Here is a 20,686-nt window from a genome sequence, read left to right on the forward strand (position 1 = left end):
CCATTGATTCGGTATTTTTTTATTGACTACTACTAGCCAAATATCGTTCTAGACTTTCTTTTTCTACTTGAGCTATAAACAAAATAAAATCTTCTTTGTTGTTTAGAGTTTGTGCTATTTGCAAAGTTTCATAATAGCGTATTTTGGTTTCGAAATCTCCTTTGATATTGGCTATTACATAACCGTGTTGTAATAAAATTAAGTTCATTATTAAACGAGAAGTTCGTCCATTTCCATCAATAAATGGGTGAATGTTAAACAAACGTTCGTGCATTTCTGCTGCAAGAATTAAGGGGTGTACTTTATCTTTATTTGCTTTGTACCAAATAAAATAATTGTCCATTTCCTTCGCAATTAAATAAGGTTGTGGTGGAATAGAAGAACTTCCTTTGATTTCTATTGGTACTTTCCTGTATCGACCTGCATCTTCCGGTTGAATTCCTCTGAGAATAAGGTTATGGATTGCTAATAAATCGCTTTCGATTAATGAAGTTTTTTTAATCATTAATTCTTTTATGCAACCAATCGCTTCCTGATGGTTAATCGCTTCCAAATGCTCCCGCATACTTTTCCCCGCAATAGTCAAGCCTTTATTAATAACTAAATCCGTTTCATGTAGCGTTAAAGAATTACCCTCAATACGATTACTTTCAAATGTATATTGCAATTCTAACGATTGTGATATTCTGTAACCCTTAGATTGAGGAAGGCTATCCAGTTTGGCTTTCAAAAGATCAATTTGGGATAAAATGTCTGCTAAATTGGTAGGCAATGTACTCGATGTTCTTTTTGTGAGATGGCGTATTTCTTCTTCGGCAAGTTGCAAGGCTTTTAAAGCGAATTCATCTTGGCCAATTTCATGCACTATTTTCTCTTTTAGCCATGCTACCATTAAAGTTTCATAATCGATCTCCAATAGCGAAGCCATCTTTATGACCTGTTCCTTTGTAGGTTTTCTCCTTCCTGATTCAAACTTGCTAATCAATGCTTGGTCTATTCCTAATAACTGCGCGAGCTCTCTAGTTTTGAGTCCTTTTTGTTCTCGTGCTTTTTTGATTAGCGTTTTCATCGCACTACTATTAAGTTATTTGTCAAGACAAAATCAGTCATAAATGTATGTAAAAAAACTTTTTGATTAAAAAGCTTTCTTAATTCGGTCTAGATCTCTTTTGGTATCTTGTTCTTTTAGAGATTCTCGTTTGTCATAGGTTTTCTTTCCACGACACAAACCGATTTCTAGTTTTGCCATTCCTTTTTCATTGGTAAACATTTTTAAAGGAACAATGGTAAGTCCTTTGGCTTGAACGCTTCGGGCCAATCCTTTTAACTCACGCTTATTTAAAAGTAGTTTGCGCTCGCTTCTTGATTTGTGGTTGAATTGATTTCCAAAGGCGTATTCTTCAATGTAAGTATTGATGGCAAAAAGTTCATTGTTGCTAAATTCACAAAAACTCTCTGTAATATTGGCTTTGCCAAGTCGAATGGACTTAATTTCCGTACCAGCCAATACAATTCCAGCGGTGTAGGTTTCGATTATTTCATAATCAAAACGAGCTCGTTTATTAAGTATGTTGACTGTTTTTAGCATAGTGTGGCAAAAGTAGTGCAAAAAAGAAAAAATGAAAAGGCAATAGTGTTTTATTATTTTAAGTGGAGTAATTGTGATACAATTTGATTTTCAAATAAAGTAACAATGTACAGGTTTCCAAATTCATTTTCTTCAATGTTTGTGTACTTATTTTCTTTGATGATTTGGTTTATCATGTTGGGAATAGTGTTGCTATGGCCGACAATTAATATGGTTTTACCATGAGTTTCTTTTTTGAAGGCCTCTATATCTATCATTTTGGGATTGTAAATTTTAAGTAGCTGGTTGTTGCCTTCTACAATAGGTTGAATCGTCTGTAGTGTTCTATTAAAATCAGTTGAATAAACGGCATCAAAATTAATTTCTGAAAATAATGTTTTCCATTCTTGTGCTCTTTCCAAACCTTTTTCTGATAAATCAGGGTTCTTTGAACTATCTGCTTTTTCGGCATGTCTTATGAAATAATATTGAGTGAACGTATTTTGGCCCAAAGAAATTTGGAAGAAAAAAAAGAGTAGAAACACTATGATTTTTTTCATTTGGAATTATTTAAATTAATTATTTATCGAATATATATCTTTGTATCATGGAAAACAAATCTTCTAAAGATCCGCTACACGGAATAACACTTCAAAAAATAGTAGAACAATTGGTTCAATATTATGGTTTTGATACTCTTGGGGAATTAATTAAAATTAAGTGTTTTAATGAAAATCCCTCGGTGAAATCGAGTTTAACTTTTTTACGTAAAACAGATTGGGCCCGAAAAAAAGTTGAAGAATTGTATATTCAAACTCTTTCTAAACTTTAAGTGACTCAAAAATTTTTCTTTAATAGAGAGTAAAAAACACTATCAAAAAATTTCCCATCAAAAAACTGGTGTTCTTTAAAATGACCTTCTTTGATAAAATTGGTTTTTAATAGTACTTTTTCTGAAGCAAAATTGTCAGGATCAATTACTGCCTCGATAGAATGCAAACCCATTTCTTCAAAACCAAATTGAATCACTTTTGCTAAAGATTCAGTTATTATTCCTTTTCCTTGAAATTCTGCAGACAATAAATAGCCCACTTCAGCTCTATAATTTTCAGGTTTCATTCGGTAATAACCAATCATTCCAATTAATCGATCTTCTTCTTTAGTCGTAATTCCCCAATTAATTAATGAATTACTATTGATATTGGTATCCATTGTTTCGATAAATTTTAGCGCCTCTTCTTTAGTTGTAATTAAAGGTCTAGGTATGTACTTCATGATCTCTGGATTAGAACGCAAGGCAAGGGTTTCATCTACATCTTTAATTTGCAGACGTCGTAACCTCAAACGTTGCGTTTCGAGATTTGGAAATGGAGTAAAGTTGAATTCTAACATAGGAGTGGTTAAAGGATTTCTATACAAAATTTGGTTTGAAAAGTATCGGTTGATTTTAATACAATGATACCTTCTTTTTCAAAAAGGTTGCCATTAGTTTCAGTGGTGTCAGAGTAACCAAACCAAGGTTCTATACAAAGGAATGGTGCCCCAACTTTAGTCCAAATGCCTAAATTAGGAAAGTCTTCAAAATGAACTTTTAACCGGGGTATTTCTTTTTCAACAATAGTCAACAATTTGGATTGCAATTTTTTGAATATCAAAGCATCTCTCTCAAACAATTTATGGGTCAAAGGAACGAAATTGGAGTTGGTAGCTATTGTTTCAGTTTGTGTTGAAACCAAATCATTTTCAAGCAAAGTATATTCTAAAGGTTCTACTTTTTCGAATTCAAGAGAATAATTTTCGAAATTACCAGAAAGGGCAAATGCAGGATGTGCTCCAATAGAAAATGGAATAGCTGAATTATCCTTGTTAATTACTTTGTAAGCTATCTCCAAAGTAGAATGGAATAGTGTGTATTGAATTTGCAATTCAAATTGGAAAGGATAACTTGCTAAAGTTGTTGAATTGGATTGAATAGAAAAAGTAGCAGTGTTAGCTGTTTGATCCACCAATTCGAATTCCATATCTCGAGCAAACCCATGCCTCGTCAAGATGTATTCTTTATTATTGTGAGTGTAGGTATTGTTTTTTAATGTACCAACAATTGGAAATAAGACAGGAGAATGTTTACCCCAATAGGCAGGATCTCCTTCCCAAATAAAGTCTTTATTTTCGGTGTTTTTTAGTGAACATAATTCAGCTCCCAATGTATTGATTTGAGCACTAATTACGTCATTTGATAAACTAATTATTGACATCGTATTTTTTATTTTAGAATGGTAAATATAAAAGGATAAATTGTAAAACCTGAAAGCTTGTTTTGTTTTTCAAATATATTTAAGATGACTTCGTTTAAATTCTGCTTTTTTTTCATTTATTTGTGATAAAAATTTAATAACATGAAAAACATACGTTACAATCTCATTTTAGTATTGACAGTTTTACTCAGTATTTCCACAGTTTGGTCGCAAGAACAAGCGGCTGTAGTAAAGCAAAAGTCAAATTACAATTACCACGATGCTTTCGCGCCTTTTTTCTACACGAAAAACGGAACCAATACGCGTTCAGCCAATGGACAGCCAGGTCACGAATATTGGCAAAACAGAGCCGATTATCAATTGACGGCTAAACTAGACGAACAAAAAAATGAAATCACAGGTTCTGGAGTAGTAACCTACACCAATAACAGTCCTGACAAAATGAATTTTGTTTGGATGAACTTGGATCAAAATTTATTTCAAGCTGACTCTCGTGGAAATGCTGTAGTGCCTATTTCTGGAAGTCGTAATGGTGCACAAGGCCAAATTTTTGACGGAGGTCATAAAATTAAATCGGTAAAATTAATTACATCTTCTAATGGAAAAACAACAGAGGTAGTTGCTAAGTACGTTATATCAGATACTAGAATGCAAGTTTTTATTCCACAAGGATTGAATGCAAAAGGTGGAGTAGTGAAAATCAAAATCGACTTTTCATTTATTGCTCCATTTGAAGGTTCAGATCGTATGGGGGTTTTGGAAACTAAAAATGGTAAAATTTTCACCATGGCACAGTGGTATCCAAGAATGTGTGTGTATGATGATGTAAGAGGATGGAACACTAATCCGTACTTAGGAGCTTCTGAATTCTACTTGGAATACGGAGATTTTGATGTAAAAATTACGACACCTTCTAATCATGTAGTAGTGTGTTCAGGAGAATTAGTAAATCCAACTGAGGTATATTCTTCAGAAGAACAAAAACGTTTGGCACAAGCCAAACTAAGCGATGCTACAGTTTTGATTCGTTCTGCAGCAGAAGTAAATGCGTTGCCTAAAACAGTTGCCACTACTAAAACATGGCATTACAAAATTAAGAGCGCAAGAGATGTTTCTTGGGCTTCTTCTCAAGCCTTTATTTTAGATGGTGCCAAAATTAATTTACCAAGTGGTAAAAAAGCTTTAGCATTATCGGTTTATCCAGTTGAAAGTGACGGTAACGATGCTTGGGGAAGATCTACCGAATATACTAAAACTTCAATTGAAAATTATTCAAAAAGATGGTTCGAATATCCTTATCCAGTAGCTACAAACGTTGCAGGTAATGAAGGTGGAATGGAATATCCTGGAATTGTTTTTTGTGGATGGGAATCGAAAGGAGCTAGTCTTTGGGGAGTAACGGATCATGAATTTGGACACATTTGGTTCCCAATGATTGTTGGATCTAACGAACGATTATTTGCATGGATGGACGAAGGATTTAATACGTTTATTAATTCATTGAGTTCGCATGATTTTAATAATGGAGAATACAAAGAAGATAAAGCCGATTTACATAAAGATGCCGAGCAGTATACTAATCCCGCTTTGGAAACCATGATGAGTTCGCCTGATAATATGAAAGAGGCTAATATAGGTACTTTGTGTTATTCTAAACCAGGTGCTGGTTTAGTGATGTTGAGAGAACACATATTAGGGCCAGAACGATTTGATTTGGCTTTGCGCACCTACGTTGAGCGTTGGGCATTCAAACACCCTACGCCAGATGATTTCTTTAGAACTATTGAAAATGTAGCAGGTGAAGATTTAAGTTGGTTTTGGAGAGGTTGGTTCCAATACAATTGGCGTTTAGACCAAGGAATTAATTCGATTAAATATATCAAAAACGATCCAGCTAAAGGAATCATAATCAATATTGAGAACTTTGAAAAAATGGCTATGCCAATTGTTTTAGATGTTAAAACTAAAAGTGGTAAAGTTACGCGTGTAAAATTACCGGTAGAGATTTGGCAAAAAAATGTAGACTGGTCATTCAAACATAATTCTACTGAGACAATTGAAAGTATTACATTAGATCCTGATCACGTATTTCCTGATGTGAATGAAGCCAATAATGTTTGGACTGCTGAAAAAGGTAAAGTAGACGAAGATTTAATTTTAGATGGGTTTTTGGGAACATTTACAACAGATAAAGCGCCACTTAAATTTAACATTACTGAAAAAAATGGGGCTTTAAATGTAGAGATTGTTGGTTATCCAAAATTCAATTTGACTCCAATTGGTAAAAACAAATTCGAATCCAAACGAGCAGGTTTGCAAATAGAATTTAATGAAGCTAAATCCGGATTTGAAATGATTTTAGGAGATGGACGAAAAATGTCATTTACTAAACAATAATAGTATTTTAAACCATAAAAAAAACGACTGAGCAATCAGTCGTTTTTTTTTATACTAGAATTCCGATTTACGATGGAATTTGTTGGCTCAAGCAATGTAAAGTTCCGAATCCCCAAATAAAATCGGTGGCATTGATACCAATAATTTCTCTATCAGGGAAACAATCGGCTAAGATGTTCAAAGCAATTCTATCCTTATTATCGTTAAAAGTAGGTACTAAAACACATTGATTTAAAATCAGGAAATTGGCATAACTAGCAGGTAAACGTAAGCCTTCAAAATCCAAACGCTTTGGCATAGGTAAACATACTATTTTTGGCGTTTGACCATTTTCTAATTTAGCATTTTGCAAACGCTTAAGATTCTCCTGCAGCGGTTGGTAGTTAGCGTCTTTTTGATCGTCTTCAACAATAGTTACAATCGTATCTTCATTGACAAATCGGCATAAATCATCAATATGTCCGTGAGTGTCGTCTCCTTCAATACCATCTCCCACCCAGATTACATTGGTAACACCTAAATACTCTTTAAAAACAGCTTCGTAATCGGCTTTCGTAAAATGGGCATTACGGACTTGAATCGAAGGATGCATCAAACATTCCTCCGAAGTTAATAAAGTTCCTTTTCCATTTACATCAATAGCACCGCCTTCTACAATTACTGGTTTTCCTTTGTAGGTAACCTGAGTTAAAGGCAGGTTCAAAAAATCGGCTACTTTGTTGGGAACATGTTTGTCTAATTGAAAATTGGAATACTTTGCCCAACCGTTAAAGTTGAAATTCAAAGCTTCTCTTTTGGAACCATTTTTCACAATAATCGGCCCGGAATCTCGCATCCAAGAACGATTCGTTTTGTGAATAATATAGGAAACATTAGTAGTTTGAACATGCGCTCTTTCGAGCATTTCAGTTACTTTAATTTGTAGTTTTTCATCAGCGACAACTAAAAATACTTTTTCTACAGCCGCTACTTTTTTTATGAATTCGACAAAAGCCCATTGAACGGCCTCGTATTTGCCAGGCCAATCGTTTCCATTGTGTGGAAAACAAAGTAAAATACCTTCTTGTTTTTCCCATTCGGCAGGGAAACGTCTGTTAGGAGTACTCATAATTAATCGATGGCTCTTTTGGTAATATCTCCAAATGCATCAATACGGCGGTCTCTAAAGAAAGGCCAGTTTTGACGAACGTTTTCTTGTAAATCCAAATCGACTTCGGCAATCAAGATTTCTTCTTTGTCGTGAGAGGCTTGCGCCAAAATTTCGCCTTGTGGTCCTGCAATAAATGACGAACCCCAAAATTCAATTCCCGAGGTATTCGGCAGGTATTTTTCTAAACCAATACGGTTAGCAGCAGCAACATATACGCCATTCGCTACAGCGTGACCTTTCATCACATTCATCCAAGCCCCGTGTTGATTAACACCATATTCTTCTTTCTCTAAAGGATGCCACCCAATTGCAGTGGGGTAAAACAACACTTCGGCACCTTGTAAGGCAGTCAATCGCGCTCCTTCAGGATACCATTGGTCCCAACAAATTAGGGTACCAATTTTTCCTTTGTTAGTAGGGAAAGCTTTAAAACCTAGATCACCAGGAGTGAAATAAAATTTTTCGTAGAAATGAGGGTCGTCTGGAATGTGCATTTTGCGATACAAACCCGCTTCTAAACCGTCAGTGTCTATGATGTAAGCACTGTTGTGGTAAATTCCGGCCATTCTTTTTTCGAAGAAAGGCACAATAATTACCACACCTAATTCTTTGGCTAATGCACTAAATGCAATAAAAGAAGTACTGTACAACGGTTCTGCTAAAGCAAAATTATCCACATCTTCACTTTGACAAAAATAATGACTACTGTACAATTCCGGTAGCGAAATTACTTCGGCACCTTGACTAGCTGCATCACGAACCCAACTCAAACATTTTTTTAAGTTGTTTTCGGCAACATCATTCAGATTCAATTGAATGACTGCAATTTTGTATTTTTTATTTGGCATAGCTAAAAAATTAGACCGCAAAAATAGTTATTTTTATAAAGAGTACACGAAAAGAAATATAGAAAAAGTAAGGCTATTTTTTTGTTTCTGAGGAATAGCTCGGATATTCAAAATCGCTTCGTACCTTTGCGCTTTAGAACAGAAGAAATGTTAGCAATAGGAAAATACAATACACTTACGATTTTACGGGATACCAAAGTAGGTTTGTTTTTGGGGAACCCCGAAAAAGATCCTGAAGGAATTCACGACGTGCTTTTACCCAACAAATACGTTCCTAACGAATTTGAAATAGGAGAAGAGTTAATCGTTTTTGTGTATTTGGATCACGAAGAACGTCCGGTAGCCACAACTTTAGCACCTTACATTTTGTTGAATGAATTTGCACTTTTGCGTGTTAATTACATCAATCAAATTGGTGCTTTTATGGATTGGGGAATGGAAAAAGACATCTTAGTTCCGTTCAAAGAACAAGCGCGTCCCATGGAAAAAGGAAAGCGTTATTTGGTGTATTTGTACATGGACGAAAAAACCAACCGTTTGGTGGCTTCAAGTAAAACCAATCAGTTTTTGAACAACGATCATTTGACCGTTGAAAAAGGAGAAGAAGTAGATTTAATTGTTTCTCATATTACCGAAATTGGAATCAATGTCATCATCAATGAACAACACAAAGGATTGTTGTACAAAGATGAGGTCTATGATGATGCGATACGAACAGGAGACAGAATGCGAGGATTTATTAAAAACATTCGTCCTGACAACAAAATTGATGTGGCTTTGCAAGTACAAGGCTATCAAAGTATTGAGCCGAACGCTGAGAAAATTTTAGATGAATTAAGAGCGAATCGCGGATTTTTACGTTTGAATGACAATTCACATCCAGAAGATATTAAAACGGTCTTAAAAATGAGTAAAAAGACTTTTAAGAAAGCGATAGGAGCTTTGTATAAAGAGAAATTAATTGAAATAAAAGACGACGGAATTTACTTGGTTAAAGAGTAAATATTCATTTATATCAGTATCAAAAGGCAATTCATTTTATTGAGTTGCCTTTTTTTGTAAAGAATCTAAAAAATGACTTATTTTTACACTCAAATCAAAGAATTATGAGCAAGATAGATTGGCAAACCGTCCGAGAATTTGAAGATATTACCTATAAAAAATGCAATGGAGTAGCACGAATAGCTTTTAATCGCCCAGAGGTGCGCAATGCGTTTCGTCCTAAAACTACTTCCGAATTATTGCAAGCTTTTCACGATGCGCAAGAAGACACTTCAATTGGAGTCGTTTTGTTATCAGCGGAAGGGCCTTCGTCTAAAGATGGTATATGGTCTTTTTGCAGTGGAGGGGATCAAAAAGCACGTGGACACCAAGGATATGTTGGTGAAGACGGCTATCATAGATTGAACATTTTAGATGTGCAACGATTGATTCGCTTTATGCCAAAAGCAGTTATCTGTGTGGTTCCTGGTTGGGCTGTGGGCGGTGGTCATAGTTTGCACGTAGTTTGCGATTTGACTTTAGCGAGTAAAGAGCATGCTATTTTTAAACAAACCGATGCTGATGTGACAAGTTTTGACGGAGGCTACGGTTCTGCTTATTTAGCCAAAATGGTGGGGCAGAAAAAAGCCCGTGAAATCTTTTTCTTAGGGCGCAATTATTCGGCTCAAGAGGCGTATGAAATGGGCATGGTGAATGCTGTTATTCCTCACGATGAATTAGAAGATACAGCTTATGAATGGGCGCAAGAAATTTTGGCTAAATCACCAACGTCTATCAAAATGTTGAAATTCGCCATGAATTTAACCGATGATGGTATGGTTGGGCAACAAGTTTTTGCTGGTGAAGCGACTCGTTTGGCCTACATGACCGAAGAAGCGACAGAGGGTAGAAATGCCTTTTTGGAAAAAAGAAAACCTAATTTCGAGAAAAAATGGTTGCCATAAAAGGTAGAATGCTACACTTTTAAAACATAACCTTATAAAAAATAAAAATGAAACACTGGATCGAAGCTGCTCGATTAAGAACCTTGCCCTTATCAGTTTCTGGAATTATAGTGGGTAGTATGTATGCGTTGGCAAACCCAACAGATGACGTGCTTACCCCAACCGAAGTATTCAATTGGAAACTTTTTGCTTTTGCAATTATTACCACTTTGGGATTGCAAATCCTCTCCAACTTTGCCAATGACTATGGTGATGGAATGAAAGGAACAGACAACGAAGATAGAGTAGGTCCTAAGCGCGCAATTCAAAGCGGAGTCATCACGCCCCAGGCAATGAAATCTGCTATTATTTTAACTTCCGTGCTGACTTTATTATCTGCGATTTATTTAATTTATTTGGCTTTTGGAGCGCATAATTTAGGATATTCCTTGTTTTATTTGATTTTAGGAATTGCTGCAATTGCATCTGCGATACGCTATACTGTAGGTAATTCAGCTTATGGTTACAGAGGTTTTGGTGATGTGTTTGTGTTTGTGTTTTTTGGATTAGTGAGTACACTTGGTGTTAATTTTTTGTATTCCAAACAATTAGACGCGGTTTTGATTTTGCCTGCAACCGCAATTGGGTTTTTAAGTGTAGCAGTTTTGAATTTGAATAATATGCGTGACGAAGCTTCTGATAGAAAATCAGGAAAAAATACTTTGGTGGTTAAAATGGGAATCGAAAACGCAAAAAAATACCATTACTTTCTGATTGTAGGTGCCATGATATTGGTGTTGTTGTTTGCTGTTTTAAGTGATTTTAACTTCGATCAGTATTTATTTTTATTAGCCTATATACCTTTAATACAACACCTAATTACAGTTCGTAAAAACGAAAACACTAAATTATTAGATCCTGAATTGAAAAAAGTAGCATTGAGTACTTTTGCACTTTCTATTTTGTTAGCCTTATGCATGATCTTTTTCTTTTCAGATTTAATTGTAAATAACTCGTAAGCGATTACTATTAATTGCCATCTCAATTATACGAATATCTAGTATGTTAAATAAAATCAGTTTCCTCTTTTTCTTTTTGATGACAATTCCGGTGCTACATGCTCAAAAAGAGGGGTACTGGGATAAAGAACGCTCAACTACAAAAGAAGTTGTGGTATCTGCAAGAGATCGAATTTTAATTAAGATTGATGACCTACCAACAGGAACTACCGAAATAATTTATCGCATCACGCTGTTGGATAAAAACCAGCAAATGTCCAATAGTCTAGTTTCGGTTTTGAAAGCGATTCCAGATCCAACAGGGATAAGCCAAGGATCAGCTGGAGCGGTATTTTTGCTATCTAAAATATCAGGAGACGATAAATGTAAATATGCTATCTTTTCTAAGTTGGATGCGGCGAACAATTATATAGCTTCAGGAGATACTTCTGATGCTTGCTTAGTACAAGACGAACCTGTAAGTAAAGATGCAAAGCGATTGTCAACAGAGAAATCCGATTGTTTGAAGTGGAGCGCAAATTCCAATCTGTTGTGGTTTGGTTTTGAAAGTAACAACTGGATTTTGAACCAAAAAATTATACTAGAAGTAGTACCTTGGGTAGATTATAAATTGAGTCGAGGTTGGACCAAAGAAAATCGCAAGACAATAATTGACCAATGCAAAACATCTAGTTTAGCTCAAAAAATGTCTAATTCAGATGATTTTTGTGTTTGTGTTTCGGATAAAATTCAGGCAAAATATTCGTTCAAAGAGTTTCAGAAATTATTAATCGAAGAGCGTAATAAGGCTTTTAAAGATTATGGTGCGCTTTGTTTTAACGAAACAGGAGCTTCTAGCGCATTCAATTCGGATTTAAGATCACAAGCTGCAGTTTTGGCAAAAAAAGGCAAGTACGGCGCGGCAATTGCTAAAATGAATACGATTATAACTAATACAAAAGGTGCTGCTTTGGATTACAACACACTTGGTTATTATTATCTAATCACCAAACAATACGGTAAAGCACTTAAGATTTTACAAGAAGCTGAAAAACAAGACGCAACCGAGTTGTTGATTCAATTGAATTTAGCTCATGCGTATTTACTAAACGGTAATTACAAATCGGCTAAAATAATTCATAAAACCTATTCTAATCAAAATGTTACGGATAGCTTGAGCTGGATACAAAAGACTAAATTGGATTTTGATGCTTTTCAAAAGGCAGGAATTCAAAACGAAGACTTCAATGCTATTTTGAAAATTTTAGAATAAATTCCTTTGAAAGCAACCTATCACAAATACCTACTACATTTCAAACGTCCTTCAGGAACTTCTAGAGGAGTAATGACAGATAAAGAAACTTGGTTTATTGTTATTGAACATGACGGTAAAAAAGGAATAGGTGAGTGTGGTATTCTTCGCGGACTCAGTTGTGACGATCGTCCCGATTATGAAGAGAAATTAGCTTGGACTTGTGCGAATATTCATTTGGGAAAAGATTTACTTTGGGAAGCTTTGTTAGAGTTTCCTTCGATACAGTTTGGAGTAGAAATGGCGTTCCAATCTTTAGTAAGTGAAACACCTTATTTACTTTTTTCATCTGACTTTACTCAAGGTCAAAAATCGATACCAATAAATGGCTTGATTTGGATGGGTGAGGAGTCATTTATGAAAGAACAAATAGAAGAAAAACTAGCGACTGGATTTCGATGTGTAAAATTAAAAATTGGCGCAATAGATTTTGATAAAGAACTCCAATTATTGCGTTTTATTCGAGCTAATTTTTCCGCTGAACAAGTCGAAATCCGAGTTGATGCTAATGGCGCTTTTAATGAAAATGACGCTTTAAATAAATTAGTTCAATTATCTGAATTTGAATTACATAGTATCGAACAACCTATTGCTAAAAATAGCACTGACAGGATGTCAGAACTCTGTAAAACTAGTCCATTTCCTATTGCTTTGGACGAAGAGCTAATTGGTGTATTTTCGGTATTTGATAAAGAAGTTTTATTGCTAAAAATAAAACCTCAATATATCATTTTGAAGCCTAGTTTTGTGGGTGGTTTTCGAGGCACACAAGAGTGGATTTCGTTGGCCGAAAAACACCAAATCGGGTGGTGGATTACTTCAGCCTTAGAGAGTAATATAGGTTTAAACGCGATTGCACAATGGACTTTTTTACAGCACAATTTGATGCCTCAAGGGTTAGGAACAGGTGCTTTGTATACGAATAATTTTGATTGTCCATTAGAAGTTGATGGAGGACAGTTGTGGTACGATATTAATAAGAATTGGGATTGTAATCTGATTTAAAATAAAAAAAAAGCCTTGTATAAAATACAAGGCTTTTTTTGTGGAGTCGCCGGGAATCGAACCCGGGTCCAAACAAGCAACTAAAGAGCTTTCTACAGGCTTATTTCCTGATTGAATTTTCGATGTTTTGCTAGGCCAGAAACAGCCACAAAACACTTAGCTTCTTTATTTTCGAAAATCGCCCGAAACCAACGAAAATCTAGGTTTATATTTACGATTCCCCTAGATCAAATGCTATAAACCAAAGCCTTTGAGGAGAATCCTGCTTTCCTACCTGGTAGGACGAGGCTAATCTTACTATGATTCAGATTATGCAGCAAGAGCGTAGTTTCCTTCGCCGTGTAAAAAGTGTGAAGCCTTTTATTAACGAGAATTACTTCAGTTCTCGACCTGCTTACTTTTCAATTCGACCTGCTGTCAAAACCAGTCGACCCCATTTCGATTATAGTAAAGTCAATAACTAACCTAAAAACCGAGTGGCAAAGGTAAATCATTTTAAGGGATAAAACGAATTGATTTGGGTATTTGAAATCGTAATTTCTAAATGAGATTATTCGTCAGTATCTGTTTCAAAAGGGTAGTCTCCAAAAAGTGGCGCCACTTTTTTAACATTATAAGTGCTTTTGTTCATTTTGTTTGATAAAGCAATTATGGTAACTTGTTCTTTAGGAAGTGTAATGTAAGCTGAAGTATTACCATGCCACCAACCGTTATGAAAATAAAAATTTTGTCCTGTTTTCCAATTAATCATACGAATACCTAAACCGTAATTTTTCTCACCTTCTCTTTCATTACTATACCCTACATGAACTTGTTTGGCCAAAGCAGGTTCTAAGAAATCTTTTCTACTTCTAGCACGATCAAATTTCAATAGGTCTCTTACGGTAGAATAAATATTTTTATCTCCATACACTTCGTCAAGGTAGTCTTTACCAATTTCTACTCGGTTAGCCTTGTACGAAGGAACAATTCGGTCTTTATCTTTTTCATAGTCAAAAACGAAGGTGTCTTTCATTCCAAGAGGCTTGAAAATCATTTCAGTCATCGCAGTTTTGTAGCTCTTTTTAGTTATTTTCTCTATGATCAGTGCCAACATGGCATAGTTGGTATTACAATAGGCAAAACGAGTATTTGTGCGTGATTCGAGTCCAATATTTTTGGTCGCCAAAAGCGTCAAAATATCTTGATTGGTCAAACGGTTATGGCGATCCCAAACGCCATCATCTCGATCAGTGAAATAAGCATAATTACGCAATCCGCTACGGTGATTCAATAACATTCGGACAGTCACTTCTGGGAATGGAAATTCTTTTAAAATGGTATTGACTTTTTGATCTAATTTCAGTCGATTTGCATTAACCAGTTTCAATACAGCTGCCGCAGTTAAAACCTTACTCACGGAAGCAATATGCAATGGAGTAGTAGGAGTAATACTGTCTTTTTTGCTAAGATTAGCCAATCCATCGTATTTTTCAAAAATAATTTGGCCGTTTTTAGCTACCAGAAAAGCGCCATTTGCACTATTTCCTGGCCAATTTTTATTGTAAAAATGAGCGATTTTTTGTCGAGTAGACCTTACATAGGATTCACTCAGTTTTGGTTCCTCATTAGTTAAAGATCTCATTTTAGGTAAGACGTTCTCGGGAAGTTCCGAATCTTTGATATCAGAATCAGTTTCGTTTTTACCGCAAGAGTTTAAAACAAGAGATAAAACCAGTATTTGTAGTATATTTGTTTTCTTAAAATAATTCATTTGTGTAGTGGTACTTGAATCACAAATATATTGATTCCATCGCTTTTAGGAAGGCTTTTTTCGAATATGAGGAATTATTTATCCACAACAAAATGTTATTAAAATGGTATTTAATTGGGTTTCAAGGAGTCTTATTTTAATTGGAATCAAAATTTAAGTCTAAATAGTATGATTTTCTAATTTATTAGAAAATTTAAAAGGTATAATTATAGTAAATAATGAGTTTAAAATTCGGGATTGTAAAAGAATTAAATCAGGAATTAGACCGTCGAGTTGCTTTTTCTCCAACACAATTGGAGGAATTGAAGTTGCTTTATCCACGGTTGGAATTTCGAGTAGAATCTTCAGATAATCGAATCTTTACTGACGAAGAATATGAATCAAAAGGGATTACAGTTAGTAGTGATATTACAGATTGTGATGTTTTAATAGGAATCAACCCGATAGCTCCATCGAATTTAATTCTTGGTAAAGAGTATCTATTTGTTACGGATTTAATCAAGAAAGTGAATCCATTATTTACATTGGATGCTTTGACCAGTCTTGTAGGAACCTATAATGCTTTTCGTGCTTTCGGACTTAAATTTGAATTATTTAAATTACCTGCCATTGCTACTTTTTCAGACCAAGCGACTTTGACAACCTATTTAAAGCGACCTGTTTTACCTCCATTGAAAATTACATTTATCGGGTCAGAAGCTAATTTAGTAGGAGCGGAGGTCATTATGAAAGCATTAAAAATAAAGAAAGTAAGTTCGGATGATTTTCTCTCCAAGAATTTTGCCCAAGCAGTATATACATTCATTAACTCTCCTGAACAAATTAATTTAGAATCCTTTACTACAGTTTCAGATATCTGTATTATTAATTCGTCTATTAATGGAAAATCAGTGCTTGTCTCACAAGAATTGTTGAATACAAAAGACGGCAAGTTGCGAGTTGTAGCTGATTTGAATCCTATGAGTACGAATTCCATTGCTTGCACACTACGTCAATCTACTCCGGAAGATCCGTTTTATGGTTATTTACCTAACGAAAATAAAGAAGTTGATTTGCATCACCCTGGAGCCATTGTTGTAGTTGCTGTGCCAGACACCACAATTGAATATCCTAAAGAGACAAGTGAATTCATTGGAAGTCAATTGGCTCAATATTATATTCCTACCGTATTTAAGTAAATTCTAGAGCATACCAACTTAAGGTAATTTTCTAATTTTGATATCAATATAAAAAAGTTGACCTAGTTTTTAATTTTTTTGTTGTCAGGCCAAAATATTAAACTTACATTTGTGCTTGTATACAAACAAATTCCGGAAAATATGTTTACTTTTTCACAGTACTTAGGCTTTTTACTTTTCTTAACCATTTTGACAATGGGATTTTGGCTAATGTTTTTCTTAGTTGGATTCGTGTCGTACTGGGTTGGTGGAGCTTCTTGGGAAGCTTACAAAGAAAAGAAAGCAAAAAAGAAAGAAGAACAATCAGCTTAATCTGATTGTTTGATAGTAAAAAAGCTCCGAGATTCGGAGCTTTTTTTATGCAAAAAAAAGACTGCCTTTTCAGACAGTCTCCTATTTATTTATCCTTGATATTCCATTTCACCGCCACCACCTTCGTTCATTTTCTTAGGTTGTTTTTCTCTTTCGTTTTTAGCTTTGTTGAAACGATAGGTAAACGATAAAGTTACTTGTCTTACTCTCCATTGCATTTCAGCTCTTGAGCTTAAAACACCTGGAAGGTAGGTTTCCATAATTCTTTTTCTACCATTAAAAACATCGTTTACATTTAGCGCAAAAGTTCCTTTGTCTTTGAATACATCTTTGCTGAAAGCCAAATTGGCACTAAAGTTACCTAATACTTTTCCTTGTGCATTAGTTTGTCCTCCCATATACATTAAATTAGTTTGCCAATCAATTTTAGCGGGCAATGTAATTTTAGATGTTAAACGGCTAAACCAAGAAGTTGCGTTGTTATTGAATTTTTGTGTTACTACTACATTGTTAAAGTTAGTATATACAAAATCTCCTTTGGTATCACTTTGAAAGAAGTTGAAGTTAGAATTCAATTTCCACCATTTGTAGGGTGAATAGTTTAAGGTAAATTCGAATCCAGTTCTAAATTCTGTGGCAATATTAATTGGCGAAGTGATGATAATTGGTGTGCCATTTACAAAATTTCCAGATTCTCTTCGAGCCATCTGAAACACATCGGTTGTTTTGTTGTAATACAATGAAGTGCTTAATGTTAATTTTGACCAACGTTTGATATATCCAAAATCGATGGCATCAGTCATGGAAGGATCTAAATCAGGATTACCAACAAATATATTGATGTTACTAGACAAGTTGCTAAATGGATTTAACATTCTTCCTCTAGGTCTTTGAATTCTTCTACTATAACTGATAGAAGTACTGCTTTTATCTGAAATCTCATAAGTAAAGAATGCACTAGGGAATAAGTTACCGTATTTTTTGGTATTAAAATCCGAAGTAGCTAATTGGTTAATTTCAATATTTGAATCTTCATAACGCAAACCTAAAAGAACGGATGCTTTATTTTTTTTGAAACCATATTGAGTATAAACCGCGTTTACTTTTTCTTTGTATTCTAAAACATTAGTAAAGTTAGGATTGATAACGCCTTCATTCTTCACTTGATAATCAGTAACTAATTTTGAAAAATCACCACGATAACCCGCTTCAAACTGACTTCCTTTGCCTAATGGCAAAACATAATCACTTTGAATCAAAACTCTATTTTGTTTTTGGTTATTTATGGTGTTGTCAATGCTAGAAGTACTATTGGACCTAGATGCATTAACTATTGCGGTTGTATTATCGTCATTAGAAGATACCGAACCGTCGATAGTAAACTTGTGTCCCTGTTTCTTAAAGTTTTTAGTAAAATTAGTAGTGTATTCTATATTGTTACTGTGGTTGTCCTCTTGATTCGTTCGATTAATAGTATAATCGAAGAGACGTGCTTGTGTGTAATAATTTTGGAAAACATTATCGGTATGATCACCATTACTATTACGATAATTGATGGTATTTGTCCAAGAGGTATTTTTGTCTATTGCAATATCAATTCCAAAGTTCCCATTGTATCCTTTGTCATAACGTTTATTATCTCTAGGTTCTACAATATAATTGCGAATCGAATTATTCGAATTGAAATAGGTAGTTTCATTGATCATGTTTCCAGGATTACTTCTAAAACTGTAACCTTGAGTAGTAAATAAACTCACCTTTTCAGTTTTGTAATTTACATTTCCACTTAATCCATTGTTATCAGGTATTCCGCCAGTGGCAATAAAAGTTCCATTAAATCCTTGATTTTTTCCTTTTTTCAAAACGATATTCAAGATTCCGCCACCTCCTTCAGCATCATAGCGCGCCGATGGATTGGTAATTACTTCTACTTTGTCAATAGCATCTGCAGGAATAATACGAAGGGCTTCCACTATATTAATCGCGTTTGAAGGTCTACCATCGATTAAAATTTTTACATTTTCGTTTCCTCTTAAACTAACATTTCCTTCAACATCAACCGATACCGAAGGGATGTTCCCCAACACATCACTTACTGTTCCTCCTTTTACCATTAAGTCATTTCCAACATTAAACACTTTTTTATCCAATTTGATTTCGACAGTTGTTTTTTCAGCACGAACAACCACCTCGTTCAATTGAGCGGCGTCTTCTGCTAAACCTATTGTTCCTAAATTAGTATTGGAGTCAATAGTCTTTCCTTTAAATTCAGTAGATTTAAAGGAGATAAATTCTACTGTAATGTCATAATTGCCTGCAGCAGCTTCGACAGAGAACTCCCCTTTGTTGTTGGTAATTCCTCCAGTGACAGCTTTTGGATTGTTGGGTAATCGAAGGGTAATTGTAGCATACTCTAGTGGTTGCTTACTTGTTTTTTCAATAACTTTTCCAGTTATTTTTACTTTAGAACTAGTTGGTGCTTGTTGCCCAAAACTTAGTATACTGCTCAAAAACAGTACAATTAATGCAATCGCATTTATTTTTTTCATCAATGGTGTTTTTAGTTACGGGGGGTTAGACTGACAAATACTGAAAAGGTTACATGAATCTATTAAATAATAAATAAAATTATTCCAATAGAAATTGCGTCACCTCTTCAGGAATTCTGCCTATGATGGCTTTGTCTCCTTTGACTAGAATAGGTCTTTCAATTAGAATTGGATGTGCCGCCAAAGCTTGAATAATTTCTTCATCAGTAAGTGATTTGTTTTTATAGTTCTCCATCCAAATGCTTTCTTTGGTTCTGACCAACTGAATGGGTTTGAAATTTAATTTTTGTAAAATAGCTTTGATTTCTTGTTCTGTTGGAGGGGTTTCAAGATATTTTGCAATGGCAACTTCTGATTCTTTTTCGGTTAACAAAGCCAAACAATTTCTTGACTTTCCACAACGTGGGTTATGGTATATTTGTATCATAAATTATTTTTTTGCGAAGTAATAAAAATATTGGATTTAAAACCGTATTTTAGAATCATTATTATTTATAGCTCAATCAGTATGTTTTTAAAACAAGTTAACCCAAAAGAAAAAGAGTTCTGGAAATATTTAATTGGTTCTGTTCTCTTATTTTGTGCTTCACTTTTTGGTCAGTTTCCTTTTATGTTGGGTGTATATATCAAATCATTTAATGATAAAATTCCTTATCCAGATTCTTATGAAGCTACAATGGGATTTTTAGAACCCAACCTTAGCTTATTTCTAATGTTGCTATCATTTGTTTTTGTATTCTTTCAATTATATGCTGTAGTTCGGTTTTTACACAAACAATCATTTATACAAATTATTACTTCTAGAAAGAAAATAGATTGGCACCGAATCCTATTTTCATTTTCCATTTGGGCCGGAATATCGATTCTTTCCACATTTATATTTTATTTACTCTATCCAGACGATTTTATTGTTCAGTTTCAATTGATTCCTTTTTTAGGATTGTTTGTAGTAGGCTTACTGCTTTTTCCTTTTCAAATTGGTTGCGAAGAGTTAATTTTTAGAGCCTATCTGATGCAAGGTTTTGGCAATTTGGCTACAAACAGATGGTTTCCTTTACTGATGACATCACTTATTTTTGGTATGCTTCATATTGCTAATCCGGAGGTCGATAAAATGGGATACAGTATATTAATTTATTACATTGGAACAGGATTATTTTTAGGAATAATCACTTTGATGGACGACGGAATCGAATTGGCTTTAGGGTTTCACTTTGCTAATAATTTTATTGGGGCGTTATTAGTTACTTCTGATTGGACTGCGTTTCAAACCCATTCCATTTTTAAAAGCACCTCTGATCCAAGTGTTTTATCAGATATTATTTTACCAGTCTGTATCATTTTCCCGATTTTACTTTTACTTTTTGCTAAAAAATACCATTGGGCCAACTGGCGCGAAAAACTGACCGGGACAATTTAAAAACAATCATTAAATAG

At 34.5% G+C, this 20,686-nt stretch carries 20 protein-coding genes and 1 other RNA gene; 10 read left to right on the forward strand and 11 right to left on the reverse strand.

What is annotated here, in order from left to right:
• Nucleotides 1–19 precede the first annotated feature (19 nt).
• From LPC21_RS06940 to LPC21_RS06950, 3 genes are all read right to left on the reverse strand, one after another.
• Nucleotides 20–1,069 carry a Fic family protein gene (locus LPC21_RS06940; protein ID WP_229316438.1) on the reverse strand — a complete coding sequence of 350 codons (1,050 nt, stop codon included), beginning with the start codon at nt 1,067–1,069 and terminating at the stop codon, nt 20–22.
• A gap of 66 nt (nt 1,070–1,135) precedes the next feature.
• Nucleotides 1,136–1,588 (reverse strand): SsrA-binding protein SmpB, encoded by a 453-nt coding sequence (smpB, locus tag LPC21_RS06945; RefSeq protein ID WP_229316439.1) that lies wholly within the window; start codon nt 1,586–1,588, stop codon nt 1,136–1,138.
• Between the two features lie 53 nt (nt 1,589–1,641).
• A complete protein-coding gene (locus LPC21_RS06950; protein WP_229316440.1) occupies nt 1,642–2,127 on the reverse strand; it encodes a histidine phosphatase family protein in 486 nt (161 codons plus the stop codon).
• Nucleotides 2,128–2,174: 47 nt separating this feature from the next.
• Between LPC21_RS06950 and LPC21_RS06955 the strand changes: the two genes are divergently transcribed.
• Entirely contained in the window at nt 2,175–2,399 is a 225-nt protein-coding gene (locus LPC21_RS06955; protein WP_229316441.1) for a VF530 family protein, read from the forward strand.
• A 5-nt stretch (nt 2,400–2,404) separates the two neighbouring features.
• On the opposite strand, the gene LPC21_RS06960 is transcribed toward LPC21_RS06955, so the two are convergent.
• Nucleotides 2,405–2,959, reverse strand: a complete 555-nt coding sequence (locus LPC21_RS06960; protein WP_229316442.1) for a GNAT family N-acetyltransferase — start codon at nt 2,957–2,959, stop codon at nt 2,405–2,407.
• An 8-nt stretch (nt 2,960–2,967) separates the two neighbouring features.
• Complete coding sequence (locus tag LPC21_RS06965; RefSeq protein WP_229316443.1) at nt 2,968–3,822, reverse strand: aldose 1-epimerase family protein; 855 nt, start codon at nt 3,820–3,822, stop codon at nt 2,968–2,970.
• Nucleotides 3,823–3,963: 141 nt separating this feature from the next.
• Between LPC21_RS06965 and LPC21_RS06970 the strand changes: the two genes are divergently transcribed.
• Entirely contained in the window at nt 3,964–6,219 is a 2,256-nt protein-coding gene (locus LPC21_RS06970) for a M1 family metallopeptidase (protein ID WP_229316444.1), read from the forward strand.
• Nucleotides 6,220–6,286: 67 nt separating this feature from the next.
• Here LPC21_RS06970 and LPC21_RS06975 read toward each other — a convergent pair whose 3' ends face one another.
• A complete protein-coding gene (locus LPC21_RS06975; RefSeq protein WP_229316445.1) occupies nt 6,287–7,327 on the reverse strand; it encodes an agmatine deiminase family protein in 1,041 nt (346 codons plus the stop codon).
• A gap of 2 nt (nt 7,328–7,329) precedes the next feature.
• Nucleotides 7,330–8,217: a carbon-nitrogen hydrolase gene (locus LPC21_RS06980; RefSeq protein ID WP_229316446.1), complete on the reverse strand. Its 888-nt coding sequence runs from the start codon at nt 8,215–8,217 to the stop codon at nt 7,330–7,332.
• A gap of 147 nt (nt 8,218–8,364) precedes the next feature.
• On the opposite strand from LPC21_RS06980, the gene LPC21_RS06985 reads away from it, so the two are divergent.
• The 5 genes from LPC21_RS06985 (at nt 8,365) to LPC21_RS07005 (ending at nt 13,457) form a co-directional block, all read left to right on the forward strand.
• Entirely contained in the window at nt 8,365–9,219 is an 855-nt protein-coding gene (locus tag LPC21_RS06985) for a CvfB family protein (protein WP_229316447.1), read from the forward strand.
• Nucleotides 9,220–9,323: 104 nt separating this feature from the next.
• Nucleotides 9,324–10,163: a 1,4-dihydroxy-2-naphthoyl-CoA synthase gene (locus tag LPC21_RS06990; RefSeq protein WP_229316448.1), complete on the forward strand. Its 840-nt coding sequence runs from the start codon at nt 9,324–9,326 to the stop codon at nt 10,161–10,163.
• A gap of 47 nt (nt 10,164–10,210) precedes the next feature.
• Nucleotides 10,211–11,161: a 1,4-dihydroxy-2-naphthoate octaprenyltransferase gene (menA, locus tag LPC21_RS06995; protein ID WP_229316449.1), complete on the forward strand. Its 951-nt coding sequence runs from the start codon at nt 10,211–10,213 to the stop codon at nt 11,159–11,161.
• Between the two features lie 43 nt (nt 11,162–11,204).
• A complete protein-coding gene (locus LPC21_RS07000) occupies nt 11,205–12,413 on the forward strand; it encodes a tetratricopeptide repeat protein (RefSeq protein ID WP_229316450.1) in 1,209 nt (402 codons plus the stop codon).
• Nucleotides 12,414–12,419: 6 nt separating this feature from the next.
• Complete coding sequence (locus LPC21_RS07005) at nt 12,420–13,457, forward strand: o-succinylbenzoate synthase (protein WP_229316451.1); 1,038 nt, start codon at nt 12,420–12,422, stop codon at nt 13,455–13,457.
• Nucleotides 13,458–13,495: 38 nt separating this feature from the next.
• On the opposite strand, the gene ssrA is transcribed toward LPC21_RS07005, so the two are convergent.
• Both ssrA and LPC21_RS07015 read right to left on the reverse strand, forming a co-directional pair.
• Nucleotides 13,496–13,892: a transfer-messenger RNA gene (ssrA, locus tag LPC21_RS07010) on the reverse strand.
• Nucleotides 13,893–14,007: 115 nt separating this feature from the next.
• On the reverse strand, nt 14,008–15,210 hold the full coding sequence (locus tag LPC21_RS07015) for a serine hydrolase domain-containing protein (RefSeq protein WP_229316452.1): 1,203 nt from the start codon (nt 15,208–15,210) through the stop codon (nt 14,008–14,010).
• A gap of 218 nt (nt 15,211–15,428) precedes the next feature.
• On the opposite strand from LPC21_RS07015, the gene LPC21_RS07020 reads away from it, so the two are divergent.
• Together LPC21_RS07020 and LPC21_RS07025 are read left to right on the forward strand one after the other, a co-directional pair.
• Nucleotides 15,429–16,388 (forward strand): Rossmann-fold NAD(P)-binding domain-containing protein, encoded by a 960-nt coding sequence (locus tag LPC21_RS07020; RefSeq protein WP_229316453.1) that lies wholly within the window; start codon nt 15,429–15,431, stop codon nt 16,386–16,388.
• 141 nt (nt 16,389–16,529) lie between these two features.
• Entirely contained in the window at nt 16,530–16,700 is a 171-nt protein-coding gene (locus LPC21_RS07025) for a hypothetical protein (protein WP_229316454.1), read from the forward strand.
• 89 nt (nt 16,701–16,789) lie between these two features.
• On the opposite strand, the gene LPC21_RS07030 is transcribed toward LPC21_RS07025, so the two are convergent.
• Nucleotides 16,790–19,249 carry a TonB-dependent receptor gene (locus LPC21_RS07030; RefSeq protein ID WP_229316455.1) on the reverse strand — a complete coding sequence of 820 codons (2,460 nt, stop codon included), beginning with the start codon at nt 19,247–19,249 and terminating at the stop codon, nt 16,790–16,792.
• A gap of 79 nt (nt 19,250–19,328) precedes the next feature.
• Nucleotides 19,329–19,676, reverse strand: a complete 348-nt coding sequence (arsC, locus tag LPC21_RS07035) for an arsenate reductase (glutaredoxin) (RefSeq protein WP_229316456.1) — start codon at nt 19,674–19,676, stop codon at nt 19,329–19,331.
• A gap of 81 nt (nt 19,677–19,757) precedes the next feature.
• Between arsC and LPC21_RS07040 the strand changes: the two genes are divergently transcribed.
• Complete coding sequence (locus LPC21_RS07040; protein WP_229316457.1) at nt 19,758–20,669, forward strand: CPBP family intramembrane glutamic endopeptidase; 912 nt, start codon at nt 19,758–19,760, stop codon at nt 20,667–20,669.
• Nucleotides 20,670–20,686 lie beyond the last annotated feature (17 nt).

The sequence above is a fragment of the Flavobacterium ammoniigenes genome (assembly GCF_020886055.1).
Taxonomy (GTDB): domain Bacteria; phylum Bacteroidota; class Bacteroidia; order Flavobacteriales; family Flavobacteriaceae; genus Flavobacterium; species Flavobacterium ammoniigenes.